This is a genomic window from Pseudomonas sp. SK2 (assembly GCF_016772395.1).
GTDB classification, from domain to species: Bacteria; Pseudomonadota; Gammaproteobacteria; order Pseudomonadales; family Pseudomonadaceae; genus Aquipseudomonas; species Aquipseudomonas taiwanensis.
Genome location: NZ_CP061944.1, coordinates 5,126,097 through 5,148,185, shown reverse-complemented (window position 1 = coordinate 5,148,185; position 22,089 = coordinate 5,126,097). Strand labels below are relative to the sequence as shown.

16 protein-coding genes are annotated in these 22,089 nt (G+C 56.2%); 7 read left to right on the top strand and 9 right to left on the bottom strand.

Features of this window, described 5'->3' with window-relative positions; genetic code table 11:
• Window positions 1-35 precede the first annotated feature (35 nt).
• The gene (gene rfbC, locus IF103_RS23335; RefSeq protein ID WP_023382877.1) at window positions 36-581 is read right to left on the bottom strand and encodes a dTDP-4-dehydrorhamnose 3,5-epimerase; all 546 of its coding nucleotides are present in this window, start codon (window positions 579-581) and stop codon (window positions 36-38) included.
• 398 nt (window positions 582-979) lie between these two features.
• Between rfbC and aguA the strand changes: the two genes are divergently transcribed.
• The 3 genes from aguA (at window position 980) to IF103_RS23325 (ending at window position 4,235) form a co-directional block, all read left to right on the top strand.
• A complete protein-coding gene (gene aguA / locus IF103_RS23330; RefSeq protein WP_023382876.1) occupies window positions 980-2,086 on the top strand; it encodes an agmatine deiminase in 1,107 nt (368 codons plus the stop codon).
• A gap of 186 nt (window positions 2,087-2,272) precedes the next feature.
• Window positions 2,273-2,470 (top strand): hypothetical protein, encoded by a 198-nt coding sequence (locus tag IF103_RS25060; protein WP_081669664.1) that lies wholly within the window; start codon window positions 2,273-2,275, stop codon window positions 2,468-2,470.
• 442 nt (window positions 2,471-2,912) lie between these two features.
• Entirely contained in the window at window positions 2,913-4,235 is a 1,323-nt protein-coding gene (locus tag IF103_RS23325) for an OprD family porin (RefSeq protein WP_023382875.1), read from the top strand.
• Window positions 4,236-4,263: 28 nt separating this feature from the next.
• Here IF103_RS23325 and IF103_RS23320 read toward each other — a convergent pair whose 3' ends face one another.
• The 3 genes from IF103_RS23320 to IF103_RS23310 form a co-directional block, all read right to left on the bottom strand.
• Window positions 4,264-5,934 carry an FMN-binding glutamate synthase family protein gene (locus tag IF103_RS23320; RefSeq protein WP_023382874.1) on the bottom strand — a complete coding sequence of 557 codons (1,671 nt, stop codon included), beginning with the start codon at window positions 5,932-5,934 and terminating at the stop codon, window positions 4,264-4,266.
• A 147-nt stretch (window positions 5,935-6,081) separates the two neighbouring features.
• Window positions 6,082-7,458 carry an ATP-binding protein gene (locus IF103_RS23315; protein WP_049818751.1) on the bottom strand — a complete coding sequence of 459 codons (1,377 nt, stop codon included), beginning with the start codon at window positions 7,456-7,458 and terminating at the stop codon, window positions 6,082-6,084.
• Window positions 7,451-8,170: a response regulator gene (locus IF103_RS23310; protein WP_023382872.1), complete on the bottom strand. Its 720-nt coding sequence runs from the start codon at window positions 8,168-8,170 to the stop codon at window positions 7,451-7,453. The genes IF103_RS23315 and IF103_RS23310 overlap by 8 nt, the downstream gene beginning before the upstream one ends.
• A gap of 138 nt (window positions 8,171-8,308) precedes the next feature.
• Here IF103_RS23310 and IF103_RS23305 point away from each other — a divergent pair, with 138 nt between their 5' ends.
• The 4 genes from IF103_RS23305 to IF103_RS23290 all read left to right on the top strand — a co-directional run bounded on the left by IF103_RS23305 (window position 8,309) and on the right by IF103_RS23290 (window position 12,452).
• Window positions 8,309-10,606: a TonB-dependent siderophore receptor gene (locus IF103_RS23305; RefSeq protein WP_027907231.1), complete on the top strand. Its 2,298-nt coding sequence runs from the start codon at window positions 8,309-8,311 to the stop codon at window positions 10,604-10,606.
• Window positions 10,607-10,945: 339 nt separating this feature from the next.
• Window positions 10,946-11,185 (top strand): type II toxin-antitoxin system RelB/DinJ family antitoxin, encoded by a 240-nt coding sequence (locus tag IF103_RS23300; RefSeq protein ID WP_023382870.1) that lies wholly within the window; start codon window positions 10,946-10,948, stop codon window positions 11,183-11,185.
• Entirely contained in the window at window positions 11,175-11,474 is a 300-nt protein-coding gene (locus IF103_RS23295) for a type II toxin-antitoxin system RelE family toxin (protein ID WP_023382869.1), read from the top strand. The genes IF103_RS23300 and IF103_RS23295 overlap by 11 nt, the downstream gene beginning before the upstream one ends.
• Window positions 11,475-11,595: 121 nt before the next feature.
• A protein-coding gene (locus tag IF103_RS23290) for an IS5 family transposase (protein WP_202675736.1) occupies window positions 11,596-12,452 on the top strand; the annotation gives its coding sequence in 2 pieces (ribosomal slippage) (window positions 11,596-11,931 and window positions 11,934-12,452; 855 coding nt in all).
• Between the two features lie 367 nt (window positions 12,453-12,819).
• Here the strand turns inward: IF103_RS23290 and IF103_RS23285 are convergent.
• From IF103_RS23285 to IF103_RS23265, 5 genes are all read right to left on the bottom strand, one after another.
• Window positions 12,820-14,586 carry a UvrD-helicase domain-containing protein gene (locus IF103_RS23285; protein WP_202675735.1) on the bottom strand — a complete coding sequence of 589 codons (1,767 nt, stop codon included), beginning with the start codon at window positions 14,584-14,586 and terminating at the stop codon, window positions 12,820-12,822.
• Between the two features lie 3 nt (window positions 14,587-14,589).
• Window positions 14,590-16,731: an ATP-dependent nuclease gene (locus tag IF103_RS23280; protein ID WP_202675734.1), complete on the bottom strand. Its 2,142-nt coding sequence runs from the start codon at window positions 16,729-16,731 to the stop codon at window positions 14,590-14,592.
• 602 nt (window positions 16,732-17,333) lie between these two features.
• The gene (locus tag IF103_RS23275) at window positions 17,334-18,317 is read right to left on the bottom strand and encodes an integrase domain-containing protein (RefSeq protein WP_202675733.1); all 984 of its coding nucleotides are present in this window, start codon (window positions 18,315-18,317) and stop codon (window positions 17,334-17,336) included.
• A 931-nt stretch (window positions 18,318-19,248) separates the two neighbouring features.
• Complete coding sequence (locus IF103_RS23270) at window positions 19,249-20,568, bottom strand: tyrosine-type recombinase/integrase (RefSeq protein WP_202675732.1); 1,320 nt, start codon at window positions 20,566-20,568, stop codon at window positions 19,249-19,251.
• A 351-nt stretch (window positions 20,569-20,919) separates the two neighbouring features.
• Complete coding sequence (locus IF103_RS23265) at window positions 20,920-21,909, bottom strand: Abi family protein (RefSeq protein ID WP_202675731.1); 990 nt, start codon at window positions 21,907-21,909, stop codon at window positions 20,920-20,922.
• Window positions 21,910-22,089: the final 180 nt, after the last annotated feature.

The following is a 22,089-nucleotide window of genomic DNA, read 5'->3' as shown; positions in this document are numbered from 1 at the left end:
CGGCAGGTCATCAGCGCCTGCGGCCATCACGCGACTCAGGGGAACAGATCCGCTTCGCTCAACGGGGCGCCTGCCTGGTCCTTGGCAGAAAGGATGGGCGGGTACTTCTTGTCCCACTCGATGGCAAGCTCAAGGTCGTCCCAGCGGATGCAACGTTCGGCGGCGGGGTTGTAGTAATCGGTGGTCTTGTACAGGAAGTCCGCCGACTCGCTCAGCACCTGGAAGCCATGGGCAAACCCAGGGGGAATCCAGAACTGGCGGTGGCCATCGGCGCTCAGTCGGGTAGCCACCCAACGCCCGAAGGTGGGCGAGCTGCGCCGAATGTCCACGGCCACATCCAGCACTTCGCCATGCGTTACCCGAACCAATTTCCCCTGGGGGTTGTCGATCTGGTAGTGCAGCCCGCGCAGCACACCGCGTCGAGAGCGTGAGTGGTTGTCCTGGACGAAGGGCGAAGTGAAACCTGTTTGCCTGGCGAAGTCGCGGGCGTTGAAACTCTCGAAGAAAAAGCCGCGGCTGTCGCCGAAGACCTTGGGTTCGATGATCAGCACATCAGGGATGTCGGTGGCAATGATGTTCATGGCGATAACTGGCCCCCTGAGCTCTGATTCGACCGTGTCAGTCCCTGTTCAATTTAGCCACCCTGGCCTCTTGCAGCCTAGATTGCCAGCATGGCAGCGCTTGCGGTCACGCTCATCATTTCATCTTCAACGCTTGTTTATCGGCGATTTTGCGGGCGAGATAAGTGAAATGTGAAAGAGGTTTCATCTTCAGTGCTTGCGATGCGGGGCCGCTTTGCTGACAGGTTTAATGTGGCTGTGTTACACATTTAAGTCGATTTTTATCGGCGTGATTCCGTTCTCTTATGCTTAAACGGTTGGTCTTGTGGCTTCTAAAGCCGATATTTATCGGTTAAATTGGCAGGCAACTGAACAGCGCAACCCCTGGCCAGCACGCCGGGCTCTACAAGAGGTTAACCATGAAAACCCTTAACTCGACACCCCGCGCCGACGGCTTCCACATGCCCGCCGAGTGGGCGCCGCAGAGCCAGGTCTGGATGGTCTGGCCGGAGCGTCCGGACAACTGGCGCCTGGGTGGCAAGCCGGCGCAGGCCGCCCATGTGACCCTGGCCAAGGCCATCGCGCGCTTCGAGCCTGTTACCGTGGCGGTTTCCGCGGGCCAGTACGAGAACGCCCGTCGTCAGCTCGACCTGCCGAACATCCGTGTGGTTGAGATCAGCAACGATGATGCCTGGGTGCGCGACACCGGCCCGACTTTCGTCATCAACGACCATGGCGAAGTGCGCGGTGTGGACTGGGGCTTCAATGCCTGGGGTGGTTTCGACGGGGGCCTGTACGCGCCGTGGAACCGCGATGAAGAGCTGGCGGCCAAGGTCCTGGAAATGGAACGTTGCCAGCGTTACCACACCGAGGGTTTCGTGCTTGAGGGCGGTTCGATTCACGTGGATGGTGAAGGCACCCTGATCACCACCGAGGAATGCCTGCTCAACCGTAACCGTAACCCGCACCTGAACCGCGAGCAGATCGAAGACATCCTGCGCGAGCACCTGTCGGTCGAGACCATCATCTGGCTTCCCGATGGCCTGTACAACGACGAAACCGACGGCCATGTCGACAACTTCTGCTGTTACGTCAGCCCAGGCGAAGTGTTACTGGCCTGGACCGATGATTCCAACGATCCCAACTATGCACGCTGCCACGCGGCCTATGAGGTGCTAAAAAATAGCCGCGACGCCAAAGGGCGCGAGTTTGTGGTGCACAAGATGCCGATTCCGGGCCCACTGTTCGCCACCCAGGAAGAATGTGACGGCGTCGACCATGTCGCGGGTAGCCAGGAGCGCGACCCCTCCGTCCGCCTGGCAGGGTCGTATGTGAACTTCCTGATCGTCAACGGCGGCATCATTGCTCCAAGCTTCGACGACCCAGCAGATGCGCAGGCTAGAGCGATTCTGGCCAAGGTCTTCCCGGACCACGAGGTGGTCATGATTCCGGGGCGTGAACTGCTGCTGGGCGGAGGCAACATCCACTGCCTGACTCAACAGCAACCGGCACCGGTCAAGCGCTGATACGCAACTCCCACAAAAGGCCCGTCAATTGACGGGCCTTTTGTTTCCGGCAGATGTTCGGCAGGCCACATGGCATATGTTTTGTATTGTTTTTCATGGGCTTAGACCCAGCAGACGGGAAGTGCCGTTCTGTAACAATACCAACGTAAATTTGCCGCTCACGGGGCCCAGGGAGTACGTGGAAAGATGAATGCAGCAAGTGAGTCGGCATTGCCCCCATCGGCAGTGGATCACCAATCGCTCCAAATTCTGGCGCAGTGGTTGAAACACCATGGATGCAAACGGGTCAGGACGACCGACCCTCGCCGCCTGCTGGACGGGCGATACCCCCAAGGGCTGATCAGCGATGCAGAGCTAGAAGCGCTGCTGGCCGTATGGCATTGATCAGGGGTTGACCTGTCAACAAATGAACGCCACCGCACTTGCGGTGGCGTTTTTTTTGGGGTGCGCTTTTTGCGTATCTGCTCCCCCTCGGCTTGTTCAACAAGCGCTGTGGGTAGTGTCCACTTCGGCCGGTCGATTTTTCCTCGGCCAGAGATAAATTGTCTGTCTTGACCGGGCACCTGCATTGAAATGCACCAGACCTTAGGGTGATTTTGGTTATATCAACCTGCATTTCACGAGTTTTTGACATTTGTAATCGCACGCGGCTACGATTCGGCCAACGCCTGCTGGCCACCTATGGCCATGCTGCTGCACAAGGCCCGCCACCCGACCATTGGCGGGCTTTTCAGTTTGGATCCGCAAAGCGTCGAACCTACGAAGGGGCGTTGGTTCCTGGCGTCATATTGCAGAGCGTTTTTGATTAAGAAATAAGGAAAACAACATGTTGAAAACCAGGATCAGCCTGGTCGCGCTGGCGATGATCGCCGCGACCCAGGCCCAGGCCAACGAGCAGGCCGAAAGCAAGGGCTTCATCGAAGACAGCCACGCAAACGTTCTCCTGCGTAACGCTTACATCAACCGTGACAAGAAGCACGGTACCGATGACCAGATCGAATGGGGCCAAGCGTTCATCGCCAACTTCTCCTCTGGCTTCACCCAAGGCACCGTTGGTGTCGGCGTCGACGCATTCGGCCTGTACGCCGTGCGTCTGGATGGCGGCAAAGGTCACAATGGCGGTGCCGGCGTCGACTTCTTCAAACCGCACAACACCAAGAACGCCGATGACAATGCCAGCTCGCCGCATGATCTGGCCCGTGCGGGCGCTGCCGTGAAGTTCCGCATCTCCAACACCGTGCTCAAGTACGGTGACCAGATGCCAACCCTGCCAGTGCTGCAATACGACGACGCACGTCTGCTGCCAGAAAGCTTCACCGGCACCCTGATCACCTCCAAGGAGATCGAAGGCCTGGAGCTGAACGCCGGCCGCTTCACCCAGGAAGCGCGCAAGAGTGCCGAGCGTCGTGACGGTGGCGGCCTGAAGTCGATCAACGTCTTCGGCGGTAGCTACAAGTTCACCGATAACTTCACCGCTTCGTTGTACACCGCAGACAACGAAGACGTGATGAAGAAGCACTACCTGGGCCTGAACTACGTCTTCCCGATCGCCAATGACCAGTCCCTGACCCTGGACTTCAACGGCTACAAGTCGGACATCGACAAGAAGTATGTGCAGTCCGCTGGTCTTAACGGCGACTCCAACACCATCTGGAGCCTGGCTGCGACCTACGCCTACGGCCCGCACTCCTTCACCCTTGCGCACCAGCGCAGCACCGGCAGCACTGGCTACAACTACGGTTGGTACCAGAACGAAGGTGGCGTGGGTGACGGTGGTTCGACCATCTACCTGGCCAACTCCTACTGGTCCGACTTCAACGCCGAGGACGAGCGTTCCTGGCAGCTGGGCTATGGCCTGGACTTCGGTGCCTTCGGCATTCCTGGTCTGACCTACAAAGTGGCCTACGTCGTGGGTGACAACATCAACACCCGCAAGGTCGGCGCCCCGCAAGGCTTCGGTGAAGGTAAAGAGCGCGAGATCTTCAACCAGATCCGTTACGTCGTTCAAGACGGTCCGGCCAAGGACCTGTCGATCAAGCTGCGTAGCTCGTTCGTGCGTACCAACAACGCTGTCCAGCAGAACGGCAACTACATGGACGACGGCAACGAAGTTCGTGTGTTCGTCGAGTACCCGATCAGCATCTTCTGATCCTGATCGCGTCACCAGCAGCCCCGGCCTATGCCGGGGCTGTTTCGTTTCGGCGTACCGCAGCCACCGCTGGCGCCACCAGGGCCTCACCGGTATCTGGCGCGAAGCTGTCGCTGCGGGCCATGCGCCACATCCGCGCGTAGAACTCACTTTCGATCGAGCCACTGAGCAATTCGCCTGGCTTGAGGAACTGATGCAAGTCCGAGAACAGGCTGATTTCGCTGGTGCTGATGCGCCGCGCCAGGTGCTTGGGCTTGAGCTCCGACGGGTGTTCCAGGCCCGCCGCGGCCAGCATCTCGGCCAGCGCGTGCAAGGTGTTGCGGTGGAAGCTGGCGACGCGCTCGGCCTTGTCCGGCACCACCAGGGCGCGTTGACGCAGTGGGTCCTGGGTCGCGACGCCGGTCGGGCATTTGTTGGTATGGCAGCTTTGCGACTGGATGCAGCCAATGGCGAACATGAAGCCACGCGCCGAGTTGACCCAATCGGCACCGATGGCCAGCACGCTGGCGATATCGAAGGCGCTGACGATCTTGCCGGCGGCACCGATGCGGATACTGCTGCGCAAGTTCAGGCCCACCAGGGTGTTGTGCACGAACATCAGGCCTTCACGCATGGGCACGCCCATGTTGTCGCTGAATTCGCGTGGCGCCGCGCCGGTGCCGCCTTCCTTGCCGTCGACGACGATGAAATCAGGCGTGATGCCGGTGGCCAGCATGGCCTTGGCGATGGCCATGAACTCCCACGGGTGGCCCAGGCAGAACTTGAACCCCACGGGTTTGCCCCCTGACAACTCACGCAGGCTAGCGATGAACTTGAGCAGTTCCACCGGCGTGCGGAAGGCGCTGTGGGCGGCGGGTGAGATGCAGTCTTCGCCAACGCGCACGCCACGGGTGGCGGCAATCTCCGGGCTGACCTTGTGCCCTGGCAGGATGCCGCCGTGGCCAGGCTTGGCGCCTTGGCTGAGCTTGACCTCGATCATCTTCACCTGGGGCGAGCGCGCCTGCTCGGCGAAGCGTTTAGGGTCGAAGCGACCCTCCTCGGTCCGGCAACCGAAGTAGCCGCTGCCGATCTCCCAAATCAGGTCGCCACCGTGTTCGCGGTGGTAGGGGCTGATGCTGCCCTCGCCGGTGTCATGGGCGAAACGCCCCATGCGTGCGCCCTGGTTGAGGGCGGCGATGGCGTTGGCGCTGAGTGCGCCGAAACTCATGGCCGAGATGTTGAAGATCGACGCCGAGTACGGCAGCCGGCACTGCGGACCACCGATGGCGATGCGGAACGACGCCGGGTCAGGCGTGGCCACCGGCACCATGGAGTGGCTGATGAACTCGAAGCCAGGCTTGTAGGCATCGTTGAGGGTGCCGAATGCCTTCTCGGCGCTCTCGTTCTTGGCCCGGGCGTACACCAGCGAGCGCTGCGAACGGGAGAAGGGCAGCTTGTCGTCATCGCCCTCGATCAGGTACTGGCGGATTTCCGGGCGGATGGTTTCGATCAAGTAGCGAATGTTGCCCAGGATCGGGTAGTTGCGCCGCACCGCGTGATGGCTTTGGCGCAGGTCGTTGAGGCCGATCAGGCTGAGCAGCGCGGTGATGACCGTGACGGGCCAGAGCCAGTCATGTTGGCCAAGGTACGGGAGGCTGGCGAAGGTGAAGATCAGGCAAGTCGCCAGGCAGGCGTAACGGCTGGGAAGAGAGTGTTTCATGGATCCATCGCTGACAGGATGACCGGGCCTAGGATAGGCAAAGCGACAGTTGGGAAAACCTGGAGAATCGGTAAAACACTGTTACGCGATGATGGGTTGTGCGGGCGCTTTTGGCCTCATGGGGGCAAACCGTTGGCCAATCCGGCCCTACCCCGGCAGTAGAACACTGACCCGCAAGCCACCGCCCTCGCGGTTCATCAACCTCAGCTCGCCACCATGGCTGGCAGCGATCCGCTGGGCGATGCTCAATCCCAGCCCGTAGCCACCCGAGGCCTGGTTGCGCGAACCTTCACCCCGCACGAACGGGTCAACGATGGTCGCCAGCAGCCCCGGTGCGATACCCGGCCCGCGGTCGTCGATGTGGATGAGCACATGCGTGGTGGCACGTTCCAGCGTCACCGACACCGCTTTGGCATAACGCAGGGCATTGACCAGCAGGTTTTGCAGGCAGCGCTGCAACAGCAAGGCATCGCCCTCCACATTGCCCACCTTGCCCTGTACCGGCAGTGGCTCGTCGGCGCTGGCCAGGTCGGCGCATAACCGGGCCACCAAGCGGTCGAGGTCGACTGGCTGCAGGTTCTGTTGCTCGCCAGCGCGCAGGTAATCGAGCACCTGGCCGATCATGTTGTCCATCTGGGTGATGTTCTGCCGCAGGCGTTCACGCTGTTCGGCGTCTTGCAGGCGTTCCAATCGCAGCCGCATGCGCGTCAGCGGCGTGCGCAAGTCGTGGGATACGGCGGCCAGAAAATGAGCCTTGTCGTTGACCATGGCAATCAGGCGCTGCTGCATGGCATTGAATGCCTGCGCTGCCTGGCGCACTTCTTGGGGCCCGTCCAGGGCCAGCGGCGGTTGTTCCAGGTTGCTGCCTAACCCACGTGCAGCATCGGCCAACCGCCTTAGTGGGCGCAGGCAAAGGCGCACCGCGACCAGGCAGACCAGCAGCACCGCAACGATCCGCAAGGCGTATACCCGCAGCAGGTAGTCACTGATCAGCAGCCAAGCCGATTCACCGCTCCAGCCTTGCAGCTCCTGGCCGTCGATGGTCAGCCAATGGCCGTCGGCCAAGGGAACCGCGAACTGGATATGCGCCTGCGCCGTACGCAGGCCGAACAGGCTGCGCCAGACGATCGGTTGGCCCAGTTCATCGGTCAGTTGCACGTTCAACAGGCGCACATCCTGAGCCTTGCCCAGCTCGTATTCCAAAGCCTGGCGCAGTAGCAGCTCGACTCGCCGTCGCCCCCGGCGCTCGTCCTGTTTCGCCCCCGGCAAGGCCTCGACGCAGCGCAAGCGGTAATGCGTCGGCGCCTGCAGTTGGCCGACCGGGCAGTCCGCCTGGGCGATCAGCGGCGCGCTGCGGGCGGCGAGCAACCGCACTGGCGCTTCCAGCACCTGAGCGAAACGCACATCGAACCAGATGCTGCTCGACATCAGCTGGATCACCAGCGTGCCACTGACCATGATCAGCAGCAGCTGGCCAAACAACGTACGCGGCCACAGTCGGCGCAGCCAAGGCACCTCAGGCATCCGCCCCCGCGCGGGCGATGTTCAACAGATAGCCTTCGTTGCGAATGGTCAGAATCTGCACGTCGCCTTCGGGGGCGCGGCGCAACTGCTGGCGCAGGCGACTGATGCACATATCCACCGAGCGGTCGTCGGGGTGGTGGTCGCGACCGAACGCGCTGCGGGTCAGTTGGTCGCGGGACACCACGCGGCTGTTGGCGTCCAGCAGCTCGCGCAGGACACGGTGGTCCGAGCGCGGCAGGGTCAGCGACTCCCCGTCCGGGCGGGTGAGCAGGCGCTTGATATGGTCGATGGCAAAACCCGCGAAGTGTTGTGTTTCGGCCACCGGCGCGTCGGTGGCCGCCTCCAGGCGCTGGGGACGGCGCAGCACCGCCTTGATGCGAGCGGTCAATTCGCGCGGTTCGAAGGGCTTGGCCAGGTAATCGTCGGCACCCACCTCAAGGCCGATGATGCGGTCCAGGGTGCTGCCCTTGGCCGACAGCATGATCACCGCCAGGCCGGGCGTTGCCTGCAACTGACGGCACAGGCTCAGGCCGTCTTCGCCAGGCAGCATCAGGTCGAGTACCACCAGGTCGACCTTGTGCCGCGCCAACTGCGCGCGCATCTCGTCGCCATGGGCTGCTGCCAGCACGCTATAGCCGGCTTCGGTCAAATACTCGCAAAGAAGTTCGCGGATCTCGTCGTCATCATCGACGACAAGCAAGGTTGTGCTCATCGAAAAACACCTGTTGGCGGAAGGTCGGCAGCGCTCGTTACGTTCGATTACATGCCCGTACAAGCCGGACATGGAGCCCGAAGGGCGGATGCCTAGAATCGTAACAAAAAATCAACTGCGAATACGAAGCCTTCCCAAATGAATCATCAGCGCATCATGCCCGACGTCTCACCCATCCACCGAGGCGTTAACCACCTTCACCCGCTTGCCTTCTTCATTGCCGTCGCCTTGAGCGGCGGTGCCATGGCTGCCGACAGCCAACCGCTGGAGCTGGAGGCCACGCAAATCGAGGACAGCGCCCTGGTCCCGGCCGACGAGGCTGGCCAGCTGGGTTACACGGTCGAGAGCACCCGAAGCTCCACCGGCCTGAATCTGACCCCACGCCAGACCCCGCAATCGGTCACTACCATCACCCGCCAGCAGATGGACGACCGCGACATCCATACCCTCGAACAGGCGCTGGACACCACGCCAGGCGTGAGCGCCACCAAGTCCGAGGTCGGTGGTCGCACCGACTTTCGTGCCCGGGGTTACTCGATCAGCAACTGGAAGGTCGATGGACTGCAGTTCCAGGGCGGTTCCGACTTCAGCGGCGGCGGCAATGCGCTGAACATGGACCTGTACGAACGCATCGACATCGTGCGCGGCGCCAACGGCCTGCTCGGCGGCACCGGCGACCCGTCGGCCACCGTCAACCTGATCCGCAAGGCCCCGACCCGCACCTTCGGTGGCAGTGCATACGCCACCTATGGCAGTTGGGACAAACGCCGCCTGGGCGCCGACCTGAACCTGCCGTTGTCCGAAGATGGCCGCCTGCGCTCGCGCTTCGTGATGACCCAGCAGGACGCCAACTCATTCCGCGACAACCAGTCCGAGCGCTCCCGCGCTGCCCTGGCCAACTTCGAGTTCGACCTGGACGACGCCACCACCCTCGGTGCCGGTTACCAGTACGAGTACAACAAAGTGGTCGGCGGCGGATGGGGCGCGAACATCCCCATCTGGTATCGCGACGGCAGCAAGACCGACCTGCCGCGCAGCACCAACCTGGTCCCGAGCTGGAGCTTTGGCGAGTACACCACCCGCACGGCATTCGGCTCGTTGGAGCACCATTTCGACAACGACTGGACACTGGACCTCAAGGCCGCCCAGAGCACTGCCGAAGTGCTCAACCACCGAGGCTTGGCCAAGGTCAACTCGGCGGGGCGCGGCCGCTACGGCGGCTACTGGGACCAGGACGGCAGCGGCGCCGTGCTCAACGGCCTGCACAGCACCAGCGACACCACCCAGCAATCCGCCCAGATCGACCTCTCGGGCCCGTTCCAGCTGTTCGGCCGCACCCACCAGGCCATGGTCGGTTACAACGACAGCCGCACCGTGGCCTGGTCGCCGGAATACAGCTGCACCATGGTCAGCGACGACCGCATCAGCGCGCCATCGGTGGGCTGCCAGTTCCGCGCCAACAACGGCTTCCCGGTGACCGACTGGCACAACGGCGTTGACAGCGACTACGACATGATCGCCTCCCGCACCGGCCGCCACACCAAGACCACCACCCGCCTGCAAGGCCTGTACGCCGCCACCCGCCTGAGCATCACCGACCCCCTGTCGGTGATCGTCGGCGTGCGCAGCACTGATTATTCGGCCACCACCCGCAACGTCAGCGGCGTGCGCAGCAACCAGCAGAACCACGGCATCGTCACGCCCTACCTGGGGGCGGTCTATGACCTCGACGACACCTACTCGCTGTACGCCAGCTACACCGACATCTTCAACCCCCAGACTGCCGAAACGGCCAGCGGCACCAAGGTCGAGCCGATTCGCGGCCAGAGCTACGAAACCGGTATCAAGGGTGAGTGGCTGGATGGCCGCTTGAACGCATCGGCGGCGTATTTCCGCACCAAGCAGCAGAACAAGGCCGTGCTAGACGACGGCCTGACCACGCCAACCGGCGGCGACGCCTACAAGGCCGGCACCGGCCAGGAAACCGACGGTATCGACCTCGAAATCGCTGGCGCCCTGACACCGAACTGGAACGTCTATGCCGGCTACACCTACCTGCATTTCCGCCGCGTCGACAGCGACGGCAGAAGTGACCCGTCGCACCTGTTCAAGGCATCGACCACCTACCGCCTGAGCGGCCCGCTCGACCGCTTGACCCTCGGCGCAGGCGTCAAGGCACAAACCAACATCCGCGCAATCTCAAGCCCGGCTGGGCAGCCGGTGAACGGTGTGAGTGGAGGGGCTACTGACGTGAACTGGTCCGGATATGCGATTTGGAATGCCATGGCCAAGTACCAGCTGACTGACGACACCACGGTGAGCTTCAACGTCGATAACTTGTTCGATAAGCATTACTACACGCAGTACGGGTTCTATGCGGGGGCGATCTACGGGGATCCGCGGAATATGGCGGTGACGGTGAGTACGGCGTTCTGATCAGGCGAGGGCTGCGTTGCAGCCCTTTGGTGATACCAGTGCGTCGCATCGGTGGAGTGCGCTTTTTGCGGGGCGGATTCAGGTGACGGAACGCCAAAACGAAAAAACCCGCCAGAAGGCGGGTTTTTCGGGGGTTCCAGAGATTTTGAAAGCTTTCTATGGAACCTTGAATGGTGCCGGCACCAGACGAACGGTTTAACGCTGTGAGGGCAGGGGATTCGGAATCGAATCGGCGTGTAACGGCCTTGTCCTTCGTCGGTCTGTGCTCATAAGCCACTTGTCTGCTGCCCAGAATTGCGCCACTGTAAAGACTATTGTCATTACAGTGAGCTAGCCATCATGGCATCCATCAATGTTCGTATCGACGACGATCTCAAAATCCGAGCCTATCGTGAGCTTGAGCGGTTGGGTGTTACGCCCTCCGAGCTCATGCGCCAAGCCTTGCAGTACGTCGCCGAGCGCGGGCAGTTGCCTTTTAAGCCTGTGCTCATGACTGATGAAGATGAGGCGCTGCTAGCGATCGTTCGCGAGCGCCTTGCCGACCCTCAGCGAGTGAGGGTTTCGCTGGATGACCTATAGCCTTGAGTTCGATGCGCGAGCGCTAAAGGAATGGCAAAAGCTGGGGGATACGGTCCGGCAGCAACTCAAGAAAAAACTCGCCTCGGTTTTGCTCAATCCGAGGGTTGAGGCGAACCGGCTGCATAGCTTGCCGGACTGCTACAAGATCAAGCTGCGCAGTAGCGGCTACCGATTGGTCTACCAGGTGATCGAACAAGAGGTTGTAGTTTTTGTGGTAGCTGTGGATAAGCGCGAGCGGGAACAGGCTTATCTTAAGGCGGCAGAGCGAGTGGTAGGTAAAACGTCATAACGAAAAAACCGTTAAAGGGCAGTTTTAGGCTCTGTCTGAAATCCCAAGAAACTGAAATGTGGCCCCCGGAACAGCCGGGGTTCTGTACAGTCGCCGGCCATCTGCGGAAAGGAATTCTGTGATGGCAAAGCGTTATGAACTCTCGGATGAGGCGTGGGCAGTGGTCGCCGATCTCTTTACGGCAGCCCACGTCAGGGGCAGGCCCCGCAGCAGTGATCGCTTGATGCTCGATGGTGTGCTCTGGGTGCTGTGCTCAGGAGCAGCCTGGCGAGATATGCCCGAGCGCTTCGGGTCTTGGGCGACGGTCTATCACCGCTTCCGGGTCTGGCGAAACCGCGGAACATTCGATCAGATGCTCAGACGATTGCACCTCAGACTCAATGACAAAGGCTGGATCGATCCCCACACCTGGATGATCGATTCGACCGCTGTTCGAGCAACCCGTGCTTCATCTGGAGCGCGGAAAAAAGGGGGCCTGACGAGCCTACCGATCACGCTCTAGGCCGCAGTCGCGGCGGACTGACAACCCAAATTCATATGCTCTGCGATGCCAACGGGATACCGTTGCGCTTCCTTCTCTCTGGCGGCCAAGCCAGCGACATCAGCTATGCCCAGCCGTTACTTGATGATGTCAGCATCCCGACAAACCAGCGTGGTCGTCCACGCAAACGATGCAAATGGTTGCTGTCTGACAAAGGCTACGACGCCGAGGCCTTGCGCCGTTACTGCGATCGATATCGGATGCAGCCGGTCATTCCGCTGCGCTCAATGAAACGCAAGCCCAAACCCGGCTTGCCAAGACTGTTTGACCGCCCAAAATATCGACAGCGCAACATCATCGAACGCATGTTCGGCTGGCTAAAAGAGAACCGCCGAATCGTCACGCGCTTCGACAAGCTCGCAAAAAGTTATGCCGCAATGGTCTCGCTGGCTTGTGTCATCCGGTGTATGCGACGGCTTTTTTCAGACAGCGCCTAGCGCTGGCTACCCTCGGAATCCGACGGAACGCCAAAACGAAAAAACCCGCCAGAAGGCGGGTTTTTCGGGGGTTCCAGAGATTTTGAAAGCTTTCTATGGAACCTTGAATGGTGCGGCACCAGGAGTCGAAGTAAATCATAATTTTTTGATTCTTATGGAATTTATTCCTGAGAGTTTTTTTCTCTATCTCTTAAACTACCCTTTGATGCCAAATTAAACTGTCTCTTGTCTAGGCCGGCTGTTGGATTCTGAATTTTTTTCAGCGATATCTTGATTGGTTTTTGTGTTGTATCTGAAATGGCTTATTGCTTTCAAGCACCCCGAAAAATTCAGGGGCTGTAGTTGATGCCTTGCTTGTTTTGTTTGCCTATAACTTTAGTTTCGATGCTGCGATGCTTAACTGTTTCGTCGGGATGTACTCATTTCTTGTAGTGGTGTAAATGCCTTTTTCGGAGAATAAATACAGAGCGGACTTGGCTCTCGAAGATATCACGTACAACAGTCGTCTTGCCATGTAAGCGGAGTAGCTCGGGCTCTTGCGAATTATTTCATCCCAGTGAGGTATTTTGCCTTCTAATAGGCCGGCGCATATAACAACTTCGTATTCGTCACCCTTGGTTGAATGGCATGTGGTTATTTTAATGCCTGTAGATTCGTTGAAGTATTTAGAAATATTACTTGGGTCTCTGTCTATGCCGTCTTTATTTATACGTTTTTCAGTCGCTTTCACTAGTGACTCATATTGCTCAAGAAGTCCCCTGTGGTTTTCTATCGATATGTTCAGGGCTGAGCAGAAAGCTTTGGTTAGCGATTGGATGTGCCCAATGATGTCGGGCTCGTTGATAATAATTTTGTTAGAGGATTTGAGCAGTGACCGGGCATTAAGGTTTTCGTTCATGGTTACCGATATTTCTTGCAGGTCCAGAAGTATCTCACTGGCAAGTCGGGCTCTCCTGTTATAGTTTTTGTTGCTTGTATTTATGTTGTGCAATCTGATTAATTTATACCATATGTTTTCATGGCAGTGCGGTATTGGAGATAATCCCGGTGCGTCAAAGGGAATGTTTGGAAGGATCTTAGAAATTGCTCTACCTAGAGAAGTTACCTCGTACCATTGGGGGTGTAGTATTGCAATTTCGCTTGGTGAGACTCCAAGTGATAGGTGCTTTTGTACAATTTTGCTAATTGAGTTCGGCAAGTCGTCTCTAGTGGTGATTCTGTCATATGACAATGTTTCCAGCGGGAAATTATTATTTTGGAGGGATCTAATGATGATGCTGTTATCTTGGAACTCAGAGTAAAAGTCTATAATTTGCTGTTTTGATCTGAAACATCCCGAGAGCGTCATTTCCTTTATGGTTTTTAGGGAGAACTCTTTGCATATCTCAATGCCATTTTTTACTACTGCACCTAGCCCTGTGTAAATTGCTTGGTCTACGTCTCCGATCAAACATACTTTAGTATTTCCGTGTTTTAGAATTTCCCGCATTATGTCATATTGAGTTTGGTTTGTGTCCTGATACTCGTCGATGAATATTGAGTCAAACAGGTACGACAATCTGTGGCCTATTGAAGGATGACTGTTCAAAATTTCTGCAGCTGTGCTAAGTATCAGATCGAAATCAATCAGCTTGTATGTTGAAAGATGGCTGTGGTACAACTCAGCTGCGCGAATGGATTCGGGACTTAGTCCGATAGTTTGAATTGTTCCATCAGGGTTTAATTTTGTATTTATTTTGTCGTAACTTTTGAGATCTAGCTTTGCTCTAATAGAATCAAGTATGTCTTGGCATTCATACTGATCGAGTAACCTATACCCCTTGCAAGTTCGGGCTGAGTGGCCCCGGTATGGCTTTATTATCCACTCTAGACAAAACGAGTGGATAGTTCCTACCCAGAGATTATCTGATGGGATTGAAAATGCGTCCAGCCGATCAATGATTGTGTCTGCAGCTATGTTCGTATATGTAATGGCGACGAGTATTTTCTTGCGAAGATCATAAGTCTGTAATTTGTGGGCAATTTTTGCTACTAAAGTCTTGGTTTTTCCGCTTCCTGGACATGCAGTAAGCAAAAGGTTGTCGTCGTATGTGGCGGCAGTATACTGCTCTTTTGTGAGGTTTCTGAGAGGCATAGTTTACCCTCGAATCAAAACTGCGACTGGGTCATATGTAAAGTGGTTTGCAAATGTGGAAGAGGTGCCATTTTGGCTTAAGTCTCCCACAGATGTACGGTGCTTCTCATAGTTCTTCAATGTGTCGCCAGACTTATAGAATTCAAGCCTGTAAGAGATCATTTTTTGCCATATTTCTTCGGTGGCGTGACCCCGCAAAACATGGTGTAGAGCGTTAAGTATATATGTCGGCAGATAAAGGCAAGGATGAGATTTTTCAGATAAAAGCAGGGCGAACCACCCTTTGCCGACTTTATTAGCAAGCTTTAATATGTAGTGATTTCGTATAGACTCATCAGAGGATGTTAGATGCTTCTCGTAAGCAGTTATGAATGCCTTTCGTTCGTAAATTAAGGGCAGTACTGAGGTGAAAAGAGCCATGTTGTTAGGGTAAATTGCCGCCGCGTTTATTAATTCGGTCTCGAAAGTATTTTTTGCATAGAATGCGCGCGTGTATAAATTCCCTGCTAAGGACGAGTTTAGCTCGTTCTGCCTTTGCAGGCCGTCTCTGTCAGCAGCAATCAAGTGATCTATATCTTTCTTGTTTGCATATGAGTTCGGCGTTGTTAAGTATGCCTCATCCCTGTCAGTCAATATCGCGCAGTATGTGCGTAGTCGATCTTGATGAAAGAGATGTGAGACGTGCTTGAAAACCGTGCCGCCCATACTTACTAAGCTAATCCCAAGTTCATCAAGTGATATGCCAGTGATTTTCTTGATTAAAGTTGGTATTAGTATTTGCTCTGCTTCGCCTTCTACTAGGATAACTCCCTTGGCAAAAAGCAGAGTGCTCCTGATAGCGTCTAGGTAACGTTCAATTCGCGAAATATCACGCGGCTCTAGGCCATTCGATGGCTGATACACTTCGGATTTTGATTGCTTCCTCGATAATACGTTGACAGCAGAAATTTTCGAAACGGAACTTATCTGTGAAGAGTGGGTAGAGATGAATACTTGAGTGTTTATATGGCTGACGTTTGAGAATAATGTTTTTTTGATATGGGTATGAATATGTGCTTCTGGTTCTTCAATGAGTAAGAAGTGAGCTATTTTGTTATTTGAATCAACTTGTGCCTCGTATTCGTATAGCTTTAGTGCAAGATAGATTAAGTTGGCACCTCCCAAGCTTAGATCCTCTAACTTCCCAGAGCCTAAGTACCCGCTGCTATCTTCGACCAACAGTCCAAGAGATTTTATTAGCTCTTCAAAGTCTTCAGGTAGATTAGAAGATATCTCTAGTGTAGGAGAGTAAGTATGGCCCACTGCGCCAAGCAAGGTTTTTCGAATTTTCGCACTTAAAGACTGTATTTCGGCTAAGCCTGAAATAGTGGTGTTAACATCTTTGACTTTTGCAGTTATTAAGTGAGAGTTGGCAATTGTTTTGCTTTGTTTTGATAGGAGCTTTACAAGTGGGTTGCTGTTTGTGTACTTCATATCCGCAACAACGTTGCGTAATGCCTTGACATATGTACATGAGATTTCCCGTATCAGGGAAAAATGTGGTGGTCTAATGTTCCCTATTATTGAGGAGTCTTCACTCTCAGGATCTGGGAAGATATAATTTGTAAAGTCTCCAGCGGTGGAGTTATAGACTGCGTCAGAAATTAAATCAGCTGCGGTTCTCGTGAATGCTGTGATCTCGTAATATTCCCGGTCAATACTGATGGTGCTCAAATACTCTGTAATAGCTTGTTTTCGGCTATTAAAATCAGTGATGGCTGATGTAATGTCGAAGAGCTTTTGGCGAATATGCTTTTTTGGTCTGTATACAAAAGTATATGTCCCCTTTGTGTTCTCGCCTCCAGGTAGCAGACTATGATTGGCGAGTACAAGGTCTTCATCAGAATCACCCAGGCCAGCAAATTGCAAAGCAATTATTATCCAGTGGCCAGCGGGTGATCCTAGCCCTCTATAAAAATCTGAGCTAGTCAACTGGCGCGCATTCATCGGCAAGTTTTCATCAAGTACTAAGCGCATTGCATAGAATAAATTAGTTTTGCCTGCCGCATTTTCTCCTATTAAAGTATTGACTTCGTCTTTTATAAACTTAAATTTAGCTGATTCGAAGTTTCTGAAATTTTTAATTCCTATTTCTGTTATGTGCATCTTTAGTCCTTTATATGCGTTGAATGTGCTGCTTTAACTATGTAGGCGCTAGCTTATCATTTGATTTAGTGACAATTGTGCGTTTGATAAGCGGCTGATGTCATGGTGACACTATTTCCTATTCTGCCTTTGGTCAAGCTCTTGTTGCGGCTGAGCCTCTACCCAGCTTCTTCCCGAGCCGCCACGATTTTGGTTTTTAAGGCATAGCGCTAGTTGACCTTGATGGTGCCTAACCCAACTGCTTTGACCAGTGGTCTCATGCAGCTGTGCGGGATGAGGGGGGAAGCGGATGCACCGATTAATACCGATCATAGCGACGGACAAATCTACTCGGTTATCAATTTAATACCCATGACCTCCCCAGTCGACGAACGATGATTTTTACTGTGAGCAGGTAAAAGTACCTCGTACGTTCACTACGGCCAGCGAGACGATGCTTAAGAAACCAAGTTATATGCTTTTTCTGCCATCTCCAGGGTGTCTCCCGCTGCCAGCGCTCTGCGATAGCTGCCTGAATGATCTCCGCCTGTTTTAAATGACGCCGTCGCGTTGCGTGCGCCCCCGTGAGTGCTGCAACTAAAAATAGCTCCATATCGAAAATTTTAGTCACGGCCACCCCCGATGTAGGCTGCTACTACATCGATCCGACCGTGCCCCAACTCATAGCTGATTTGTCGTCGGGCCTCTCGATCAAGGTTCCTGTCTACCTGGCAACATTGGCCGCCGTTTATAGGCGCACGGTGCTGGGTGATTTGCTCATAGCGCTCACATGCGTACGCCGCTCGTAGCTCATGAAATCCTTTGAGGTTGTGCGCATGGAGGACGTCTCGTGCTGGTCGGATGATTTCTTGCTGAAGACTCAGGTAGCTTTCGTGTGGAGCAATCAGGTTGCGGCTACCCACAGGTGACACCTGCGCTGCAAATTTAAGCGCATCTCGAACTTGGTCATCCATCGCAATCCAACGTGGCGCCGAGGCGCCAGCGCGGCCGCCTTTAGTACCATCCTGAATGTTAATCCTGCCTAGGTCGTTAGCCTCACGGCTTAGCCGTGGCAGGTCAGCCAAAATGGCCTCACGCAAGCGCATGCCGGTGGCTCGCGCTAGCAGAACGATCGCGGCGGCGCGTTGTTGATGTTGGCGGCAAAGTGCATCGACGATCTGCATAACCTGCTTGCGGTCCTGGCCCTGTGGCACAGACTGTCGAACCCCAGTGCGCTGCATACCCAACGCCTTGCTCGGACTTGGCACCTTCACGCACTGATCACCGCGGAGCGCCGCCATGGTCCTGTTAACGCTGGATAGCCGGTTCTGTGCGGTGCTGACGGCGAGGTTACCGTGCCGAACCAGGTCGCGCAGATACGCCGCGTAGTCTGCCAACACTTTTCGATCAATTTGCCGCGCATCATTGAGACCAGGTCCTTGTCCGGAGCGGCACCATTTCACGAACGCCAACCACCGGTCACAGTGCGCTTTGACCGTTCCGTAATGGCCACCGCCGAACATGTCTTTCAGTGCCTGCGGCCCTGCGTAGCTCAGTTGCCTGCCGTAGCCGAAATTGCGGCCGTCGCGCCTACCCACCAATGCCATGTCGGTCACCTCATCGTTCGCTCTCCGATCCTCGCCCCCACGTCATCCCGCCAAGAATGTTTAGTGTTATCAGGGATCAAGGCCCCTGCGACCTGTGGGGAATGTCCACTACGCGGGACTGGCGGCTCCTTACAACCGGGAGCAAGGGCATCTCATGATCTGGCCTCCTGAGCACCGTTACCGGTGGGCGGGTGGAGGCAGCATTGGTTGACGACACCAGTGCCTGAAGATCCTGAGCCTGGTGCAAGCAGCAATGCGATGACCGGGGCGTGCCTGACTGTCAGTCAGGTGCAGTTCATTCCTTAGTCTGCGGCACCATCATCTACAGCGCTGTTGCTGGTGACATCGGCGTTTATCACGCCGATTGTCACGAGGGGGAATGCCGCAAAGCCTTGTGCGATCAGGGCTGCAGCAGTGGTAGAAGTGCCCGTCTCTTTCCAGAAGAAAGAGACGGGCACAGGTTGGCGCAACATTCGGCCAAGCGGATAGGTTGCTGCAGGGCAGCGAGGTACTGTGTATCTGGCGCACGAGCGCTATGTGTGTAAGAGCATCCATCACATGGGTAGTGACCGGGCGAGCTGCCGGATGCGAATCGCCCTTGGGGAGAACCACCGCCAGAGCGGCGTGACCTTTAAGGTTCGGGTCACCTAGGGTGCTGTCATCGACAGCGCTTGCAACTCCCGGTCTACGCCTGTGGACAATATTCGTCAAGCAAAGAGATTTCAGGGATTTAGCGCCTGTGGATAAAACTATCCCCCGGTGGACATCAGTGGTTTTCCACAGACGTGCGCTGTGCCAGCAGTTTTTTTCTTAGGAATGGTCCTTTCAAACGGCGCGGCTTTGCAGCCCCGTTTGAAAGGACCCGCGCGGAGGAACTTCATGGGGTGCTGTGGGTAACTTCACAGCGAGTTTGAGGTGGCGGTGTGGCGGGTTACTCGGTCCTCTTGGCACTGCGCAGGCGCGTGACGTTCTCGCCCGTCTGCTTGGCAAACTCGTGCGGCGTCACATGGTCCTCGCGGTTCGCCTCCAGAAACCGGCTCCACCAGGTCATGATCATCCGGCGCTCTTCGAGGAACTCGGCCTTGTGGGTATAAGCGGCCCGTACGTTGTTGCGTTCCTTGTGGCTCATCTGCCGCTCGATAGCCGTTTCCGACCACAGCCCGGACTCGACCAGCGCACTGCACGCCATGGCTCGGAACCCGTGCCCGCAGATATCCACCTTGGTGTCGTAGCCCATTGTCCTTAGCGCGGCATTCACCGTGTTCTCGGACATCGGTTTCCACGGTTTGGCATCCCCCGCGAACACCAGCTCGAACTTGCCGGTGATCGCGTAGATCTGCTCAAGCAAGGCCACTGCCTGCGGCGATAAGGGTACAACGTGAATGTCCCCGGCCATCTTCGTACCCCTTGTGGAGAAGGGCACTCCGTCCAGCGCCGGGCGGGTGTCGGGGATCTCCCAAATTCCGCGCTTGAGGTCGAACTCATTCCAACGGGCGAAGCGCAGTTCACTGGAGCGTACGAATACATGCAACGACAGCATCACCGTGAGGCGCGTGAGCGGGCGACCTCTGTAGTCCTCAATACATGCCAGTAGCTCTGGCAGCCGCGATAAGGGTAGTGCGGGTCTGTGAGTTACCCGTGGTGTCTTGATCGAGCCATCGAGGTCGTGAGCTGGGTTCGCTGTGATCAGCCGCAGCCGTTTGGCTTCACGCATGATGCTTTGCAGGTAGTTCTTGATCCTGAGCGCCACGTCGATGGTGCCGCGCTTCGTCACGGCTTCCAGTGGCTGCATGAGGTCGTGGGTGTCCAACTCAACGATTGCTCTGGCACCGATCAAAGGAAATACGTGAGTTTTCAATCGGCTGAGCACTGTCTTGGCGTGGCCGGGCGCCCACTTGGGCACCATGCTGGCGTGCCAGTCGAGCGCAACGCTTTCGAAGGTGCGGCCGTTGATCACGGCCTGGGTCTTGTTTTGTTGCTTGTACTGGATGGGATCTATGCCGTTGGCGAGCTGCTGCTTGATCTCGAAGCGCTTGCGGCGTGCGTCGCCCAACCCGACCACCGGATAGTTACCGAGGGCGGTCAGGCCTTCGCGGCCATCGGGTTTCACGTACCTGAGCCGCCAGCCTTTGCGGCCGTTGGGTTGCACAAGCAGGTAAAGACCGTCGCCGTCGAAGAGCTTGTACTCGCGCTCTCTGGGCTTTGCGGTACGACAGGTGGTGTCTGTAAGCGGGGCAGTGGTGCGAGCCATAAGGGTAGTCTCCGATATCGAAACGGACCTCTATCCTTAAAACTACCCTTATTAGCGCTGGCTACCCTCGGAATCCGACGGAAGGCCAAAACGAAAAAACCCGCCAGAAGGCGGGTTTTTCAGGGGTTCCAGAGATTTTGAAAGCTTTCTATGGAACCTTGAATGGTGCCGGCACCAGGAATCGAACCCGGGACCTACTGATTACAAGAAAGCTACTTTCTATAGAAATATCAGTCACATAGCTCGATTCTTGTTACGCGAATGCTGCGATAGCGGCAAGATTCCACGCTGAGCCTGCCAAGCTTGTTACGTAGGCTTGAATGAGGGGTTAGAGGGGCCGGTGAGCGAGAGCTACCCTGTCAGCCAGTTGGGTTGATTGCGCCAATCGTCGGGGAAACCCATCTGCTGTAACGCATCCTCTCTGCAGGTCTCCAAGACAGCAATTAGGCCTGCTTTCCATCTACTATCTGGGCTCACTATGTCCGTCAGATAGGCCAATACCGTCAGTACGATGTAAACCCGATCCTTTGGACGAGGCCGGCCCACCGGAACCATCGGTATGGCCCAGCTGTTCGGAAGCTTGGGTCGAACACCTAGCTCCCGATTCCAGAGCCTTGCGTGATGTGCACAGCAGTTTCTGATGAATGTGAGCGTATGGAGCCATGAGGCCAGTACTTCGTGCGCGACGCCGAATCTTTTCGCAATGGCTTTCCTATCCTGGGCGCGTGCCAGTGAGCTATATAGGGTCGAAATGGTGCCCAAACTGAGCTCTTCGGTTATCGCCCAAGACGGGGGCAGATCCGGGGTGTTGTATGTGTGACCGTAGAATCGGAAATAGTTGTCGCGCATTCGGCTTTCGATTCGTGCGCGCTTTTGATCATTCGTTTGGGTGCCAGCGTTGATGCGATTGGCCTCCCTTTCGAGCTTTTCTTTCTCGTTCCGGATTTTTTCATGGAGCGGCCGAAGTAGCTCTGCATGGCGAAATTCACGCAGAAAATTGTTCTTGTCGCAGAACCAGTCGGCGCCATAGTTCGGAGACATGTAATTACTTAGGCAGGCGCGCATGGCGACCTCTACCTTTTCGATGGCAGCCATTACCTGATGGCGAAGCTTGGCATCGAAGCGGTAAATCTCAACGATCTCTCGCAGGGAGCTGCCTTCCTTGAACCTATGGTCTGCGCCAAGCTCTTGGAAAGGGCGCATGTAAGGGCTGAGTCGAAAAAGCGTTACGACCTCAAGGAATCGAGTGGCGCGCTCGTCGTTAGCTACAGTGAGGCCGCGGTGCTTAAGCAGATCCAGTTGCTCTTCTACTGTGAGGGCCGGTTTATCGAATGGCCTCATGCAGCGAATCTCCATGGCAAAAAAAACCCGCCGATTTGAGCATTCTGAAGAGGCTTCAGCAGAGGCTTGGCGGGTGTGTTGGTGCGGAATCTAGATGACAATCCCAGTACCGTCAAATTTTGGCGCGAGCGGCCCGACAGGCGGGGGGGTGAAAAATAGAACTCTGGAGCTAGAGCCGAC

Excerpts from the sequence above, each read along its gene's own strand:
- rfbC (WP_023382877.1), bottom strand. The coding sequence starts at position 581 with ATGAACATCATTGCCACCGACATCCCTGATGTGCTGATCATCGAACCC.
- aguA (WP_023382876.1), top strand. The coding sequence starts at position 980 with ATGAAAACCCTTAACTCGACACCCCGCGCCGACGGCTTCCACATGCCC.
- IF103_RS25060 (WP_081669664.1), top strand. The coding sequence starts at position 2,273 with ATGAATGCAGCAAGTGAGTCGGCATTGCCCCCATCGGCAGTGGATCAC.
- IF103_RS23325 (WP_023382875.1), top strand. The coding sequence starts at position 2,913 with ATGTTGAAAACCAGGATCAGCCTGGTCGCGCTGGCGATGATCGCCGCG.
- IF103_RS23320 (WP_023382874.1), bottom strand. The coding sequence starts at position 5,934 with ATGAAACACTCTCTTCCCAGCCGTTACGCCTGCCTGGCGACTTGCCTG.
- IF103_RS23315 (WP_049818751.1), bottom strand. The coding sequence starts at position 7,458 with ATGCCTGAGGTGCCTTGGCTGCGCCGACTGTGGCCGCGTACGTTGTTT.
- IF103_RS23310 (WP_023382872.1), bottom strand. The coding sequence starts at position 8,170 with ATGAGCACAACCTTGCTTGTCGTCGATGATGACGACGAGATCCGCGAA.
- IF103_RS23305 (WP_027907231.1), top strand. The coding sequence starts at position 8,309 with ATGAATCATCAGCGCATCATGCCCGACGTCTCACCCATCCACCGAGGC.
- IF103_RS23300 (WP_023382870.1), top strand. The coding sequence starts at position 10,946 with ATGGCATCCATCAATGTTCGTATCGACGACGATCTCAAAATCCGAGCC.
- IF103_RS23295 (WP_023382869.1), top strand. The coding sequence starts at position 11,175 with ATGACCTATAGCCTTGAGTTCGATGCGCGAGCGCTAAAGGAATGGCAA.
- IF103_RS23285 (WP_202675735.1), bottom strand. The coding sequence starts at position 14,586 with ATGCCTCTCAGAAACCTCACAAAAGAGCAGTATACTGCCGCCACATAC.
- IF103_RS23280 (WP_202675734.1), bottom strand. The coding sequence starts at position 16,731 with ATGCACATAACAGAAATAGGAATTAAAAATTTCAGAAACTTCGAATCA.
- IF103_RS23275 (WP_202675733.1), bottom strand. The coding sequence starts at position 18,317 with ATGGCATTGGTGGGTAGGCGCGACGGCCGCAATTTCGGCTACGGCAGG.
- IF103_RS23270 (WP_202675732.1), bottom strand. The coding sequence starts at position 20,568 with ATGGCTCGCACCACTGCCCCGCTTACAGACACCACCTGTCGTACCGCA.
- IF103_RS23265 (WP_202675731.1), bottom strand. The coding sequence starts at position 21,909 with ATGAGGCCATTCGATAAACCGGCCCTCACAGTAGAAGAGCAACTGGAT.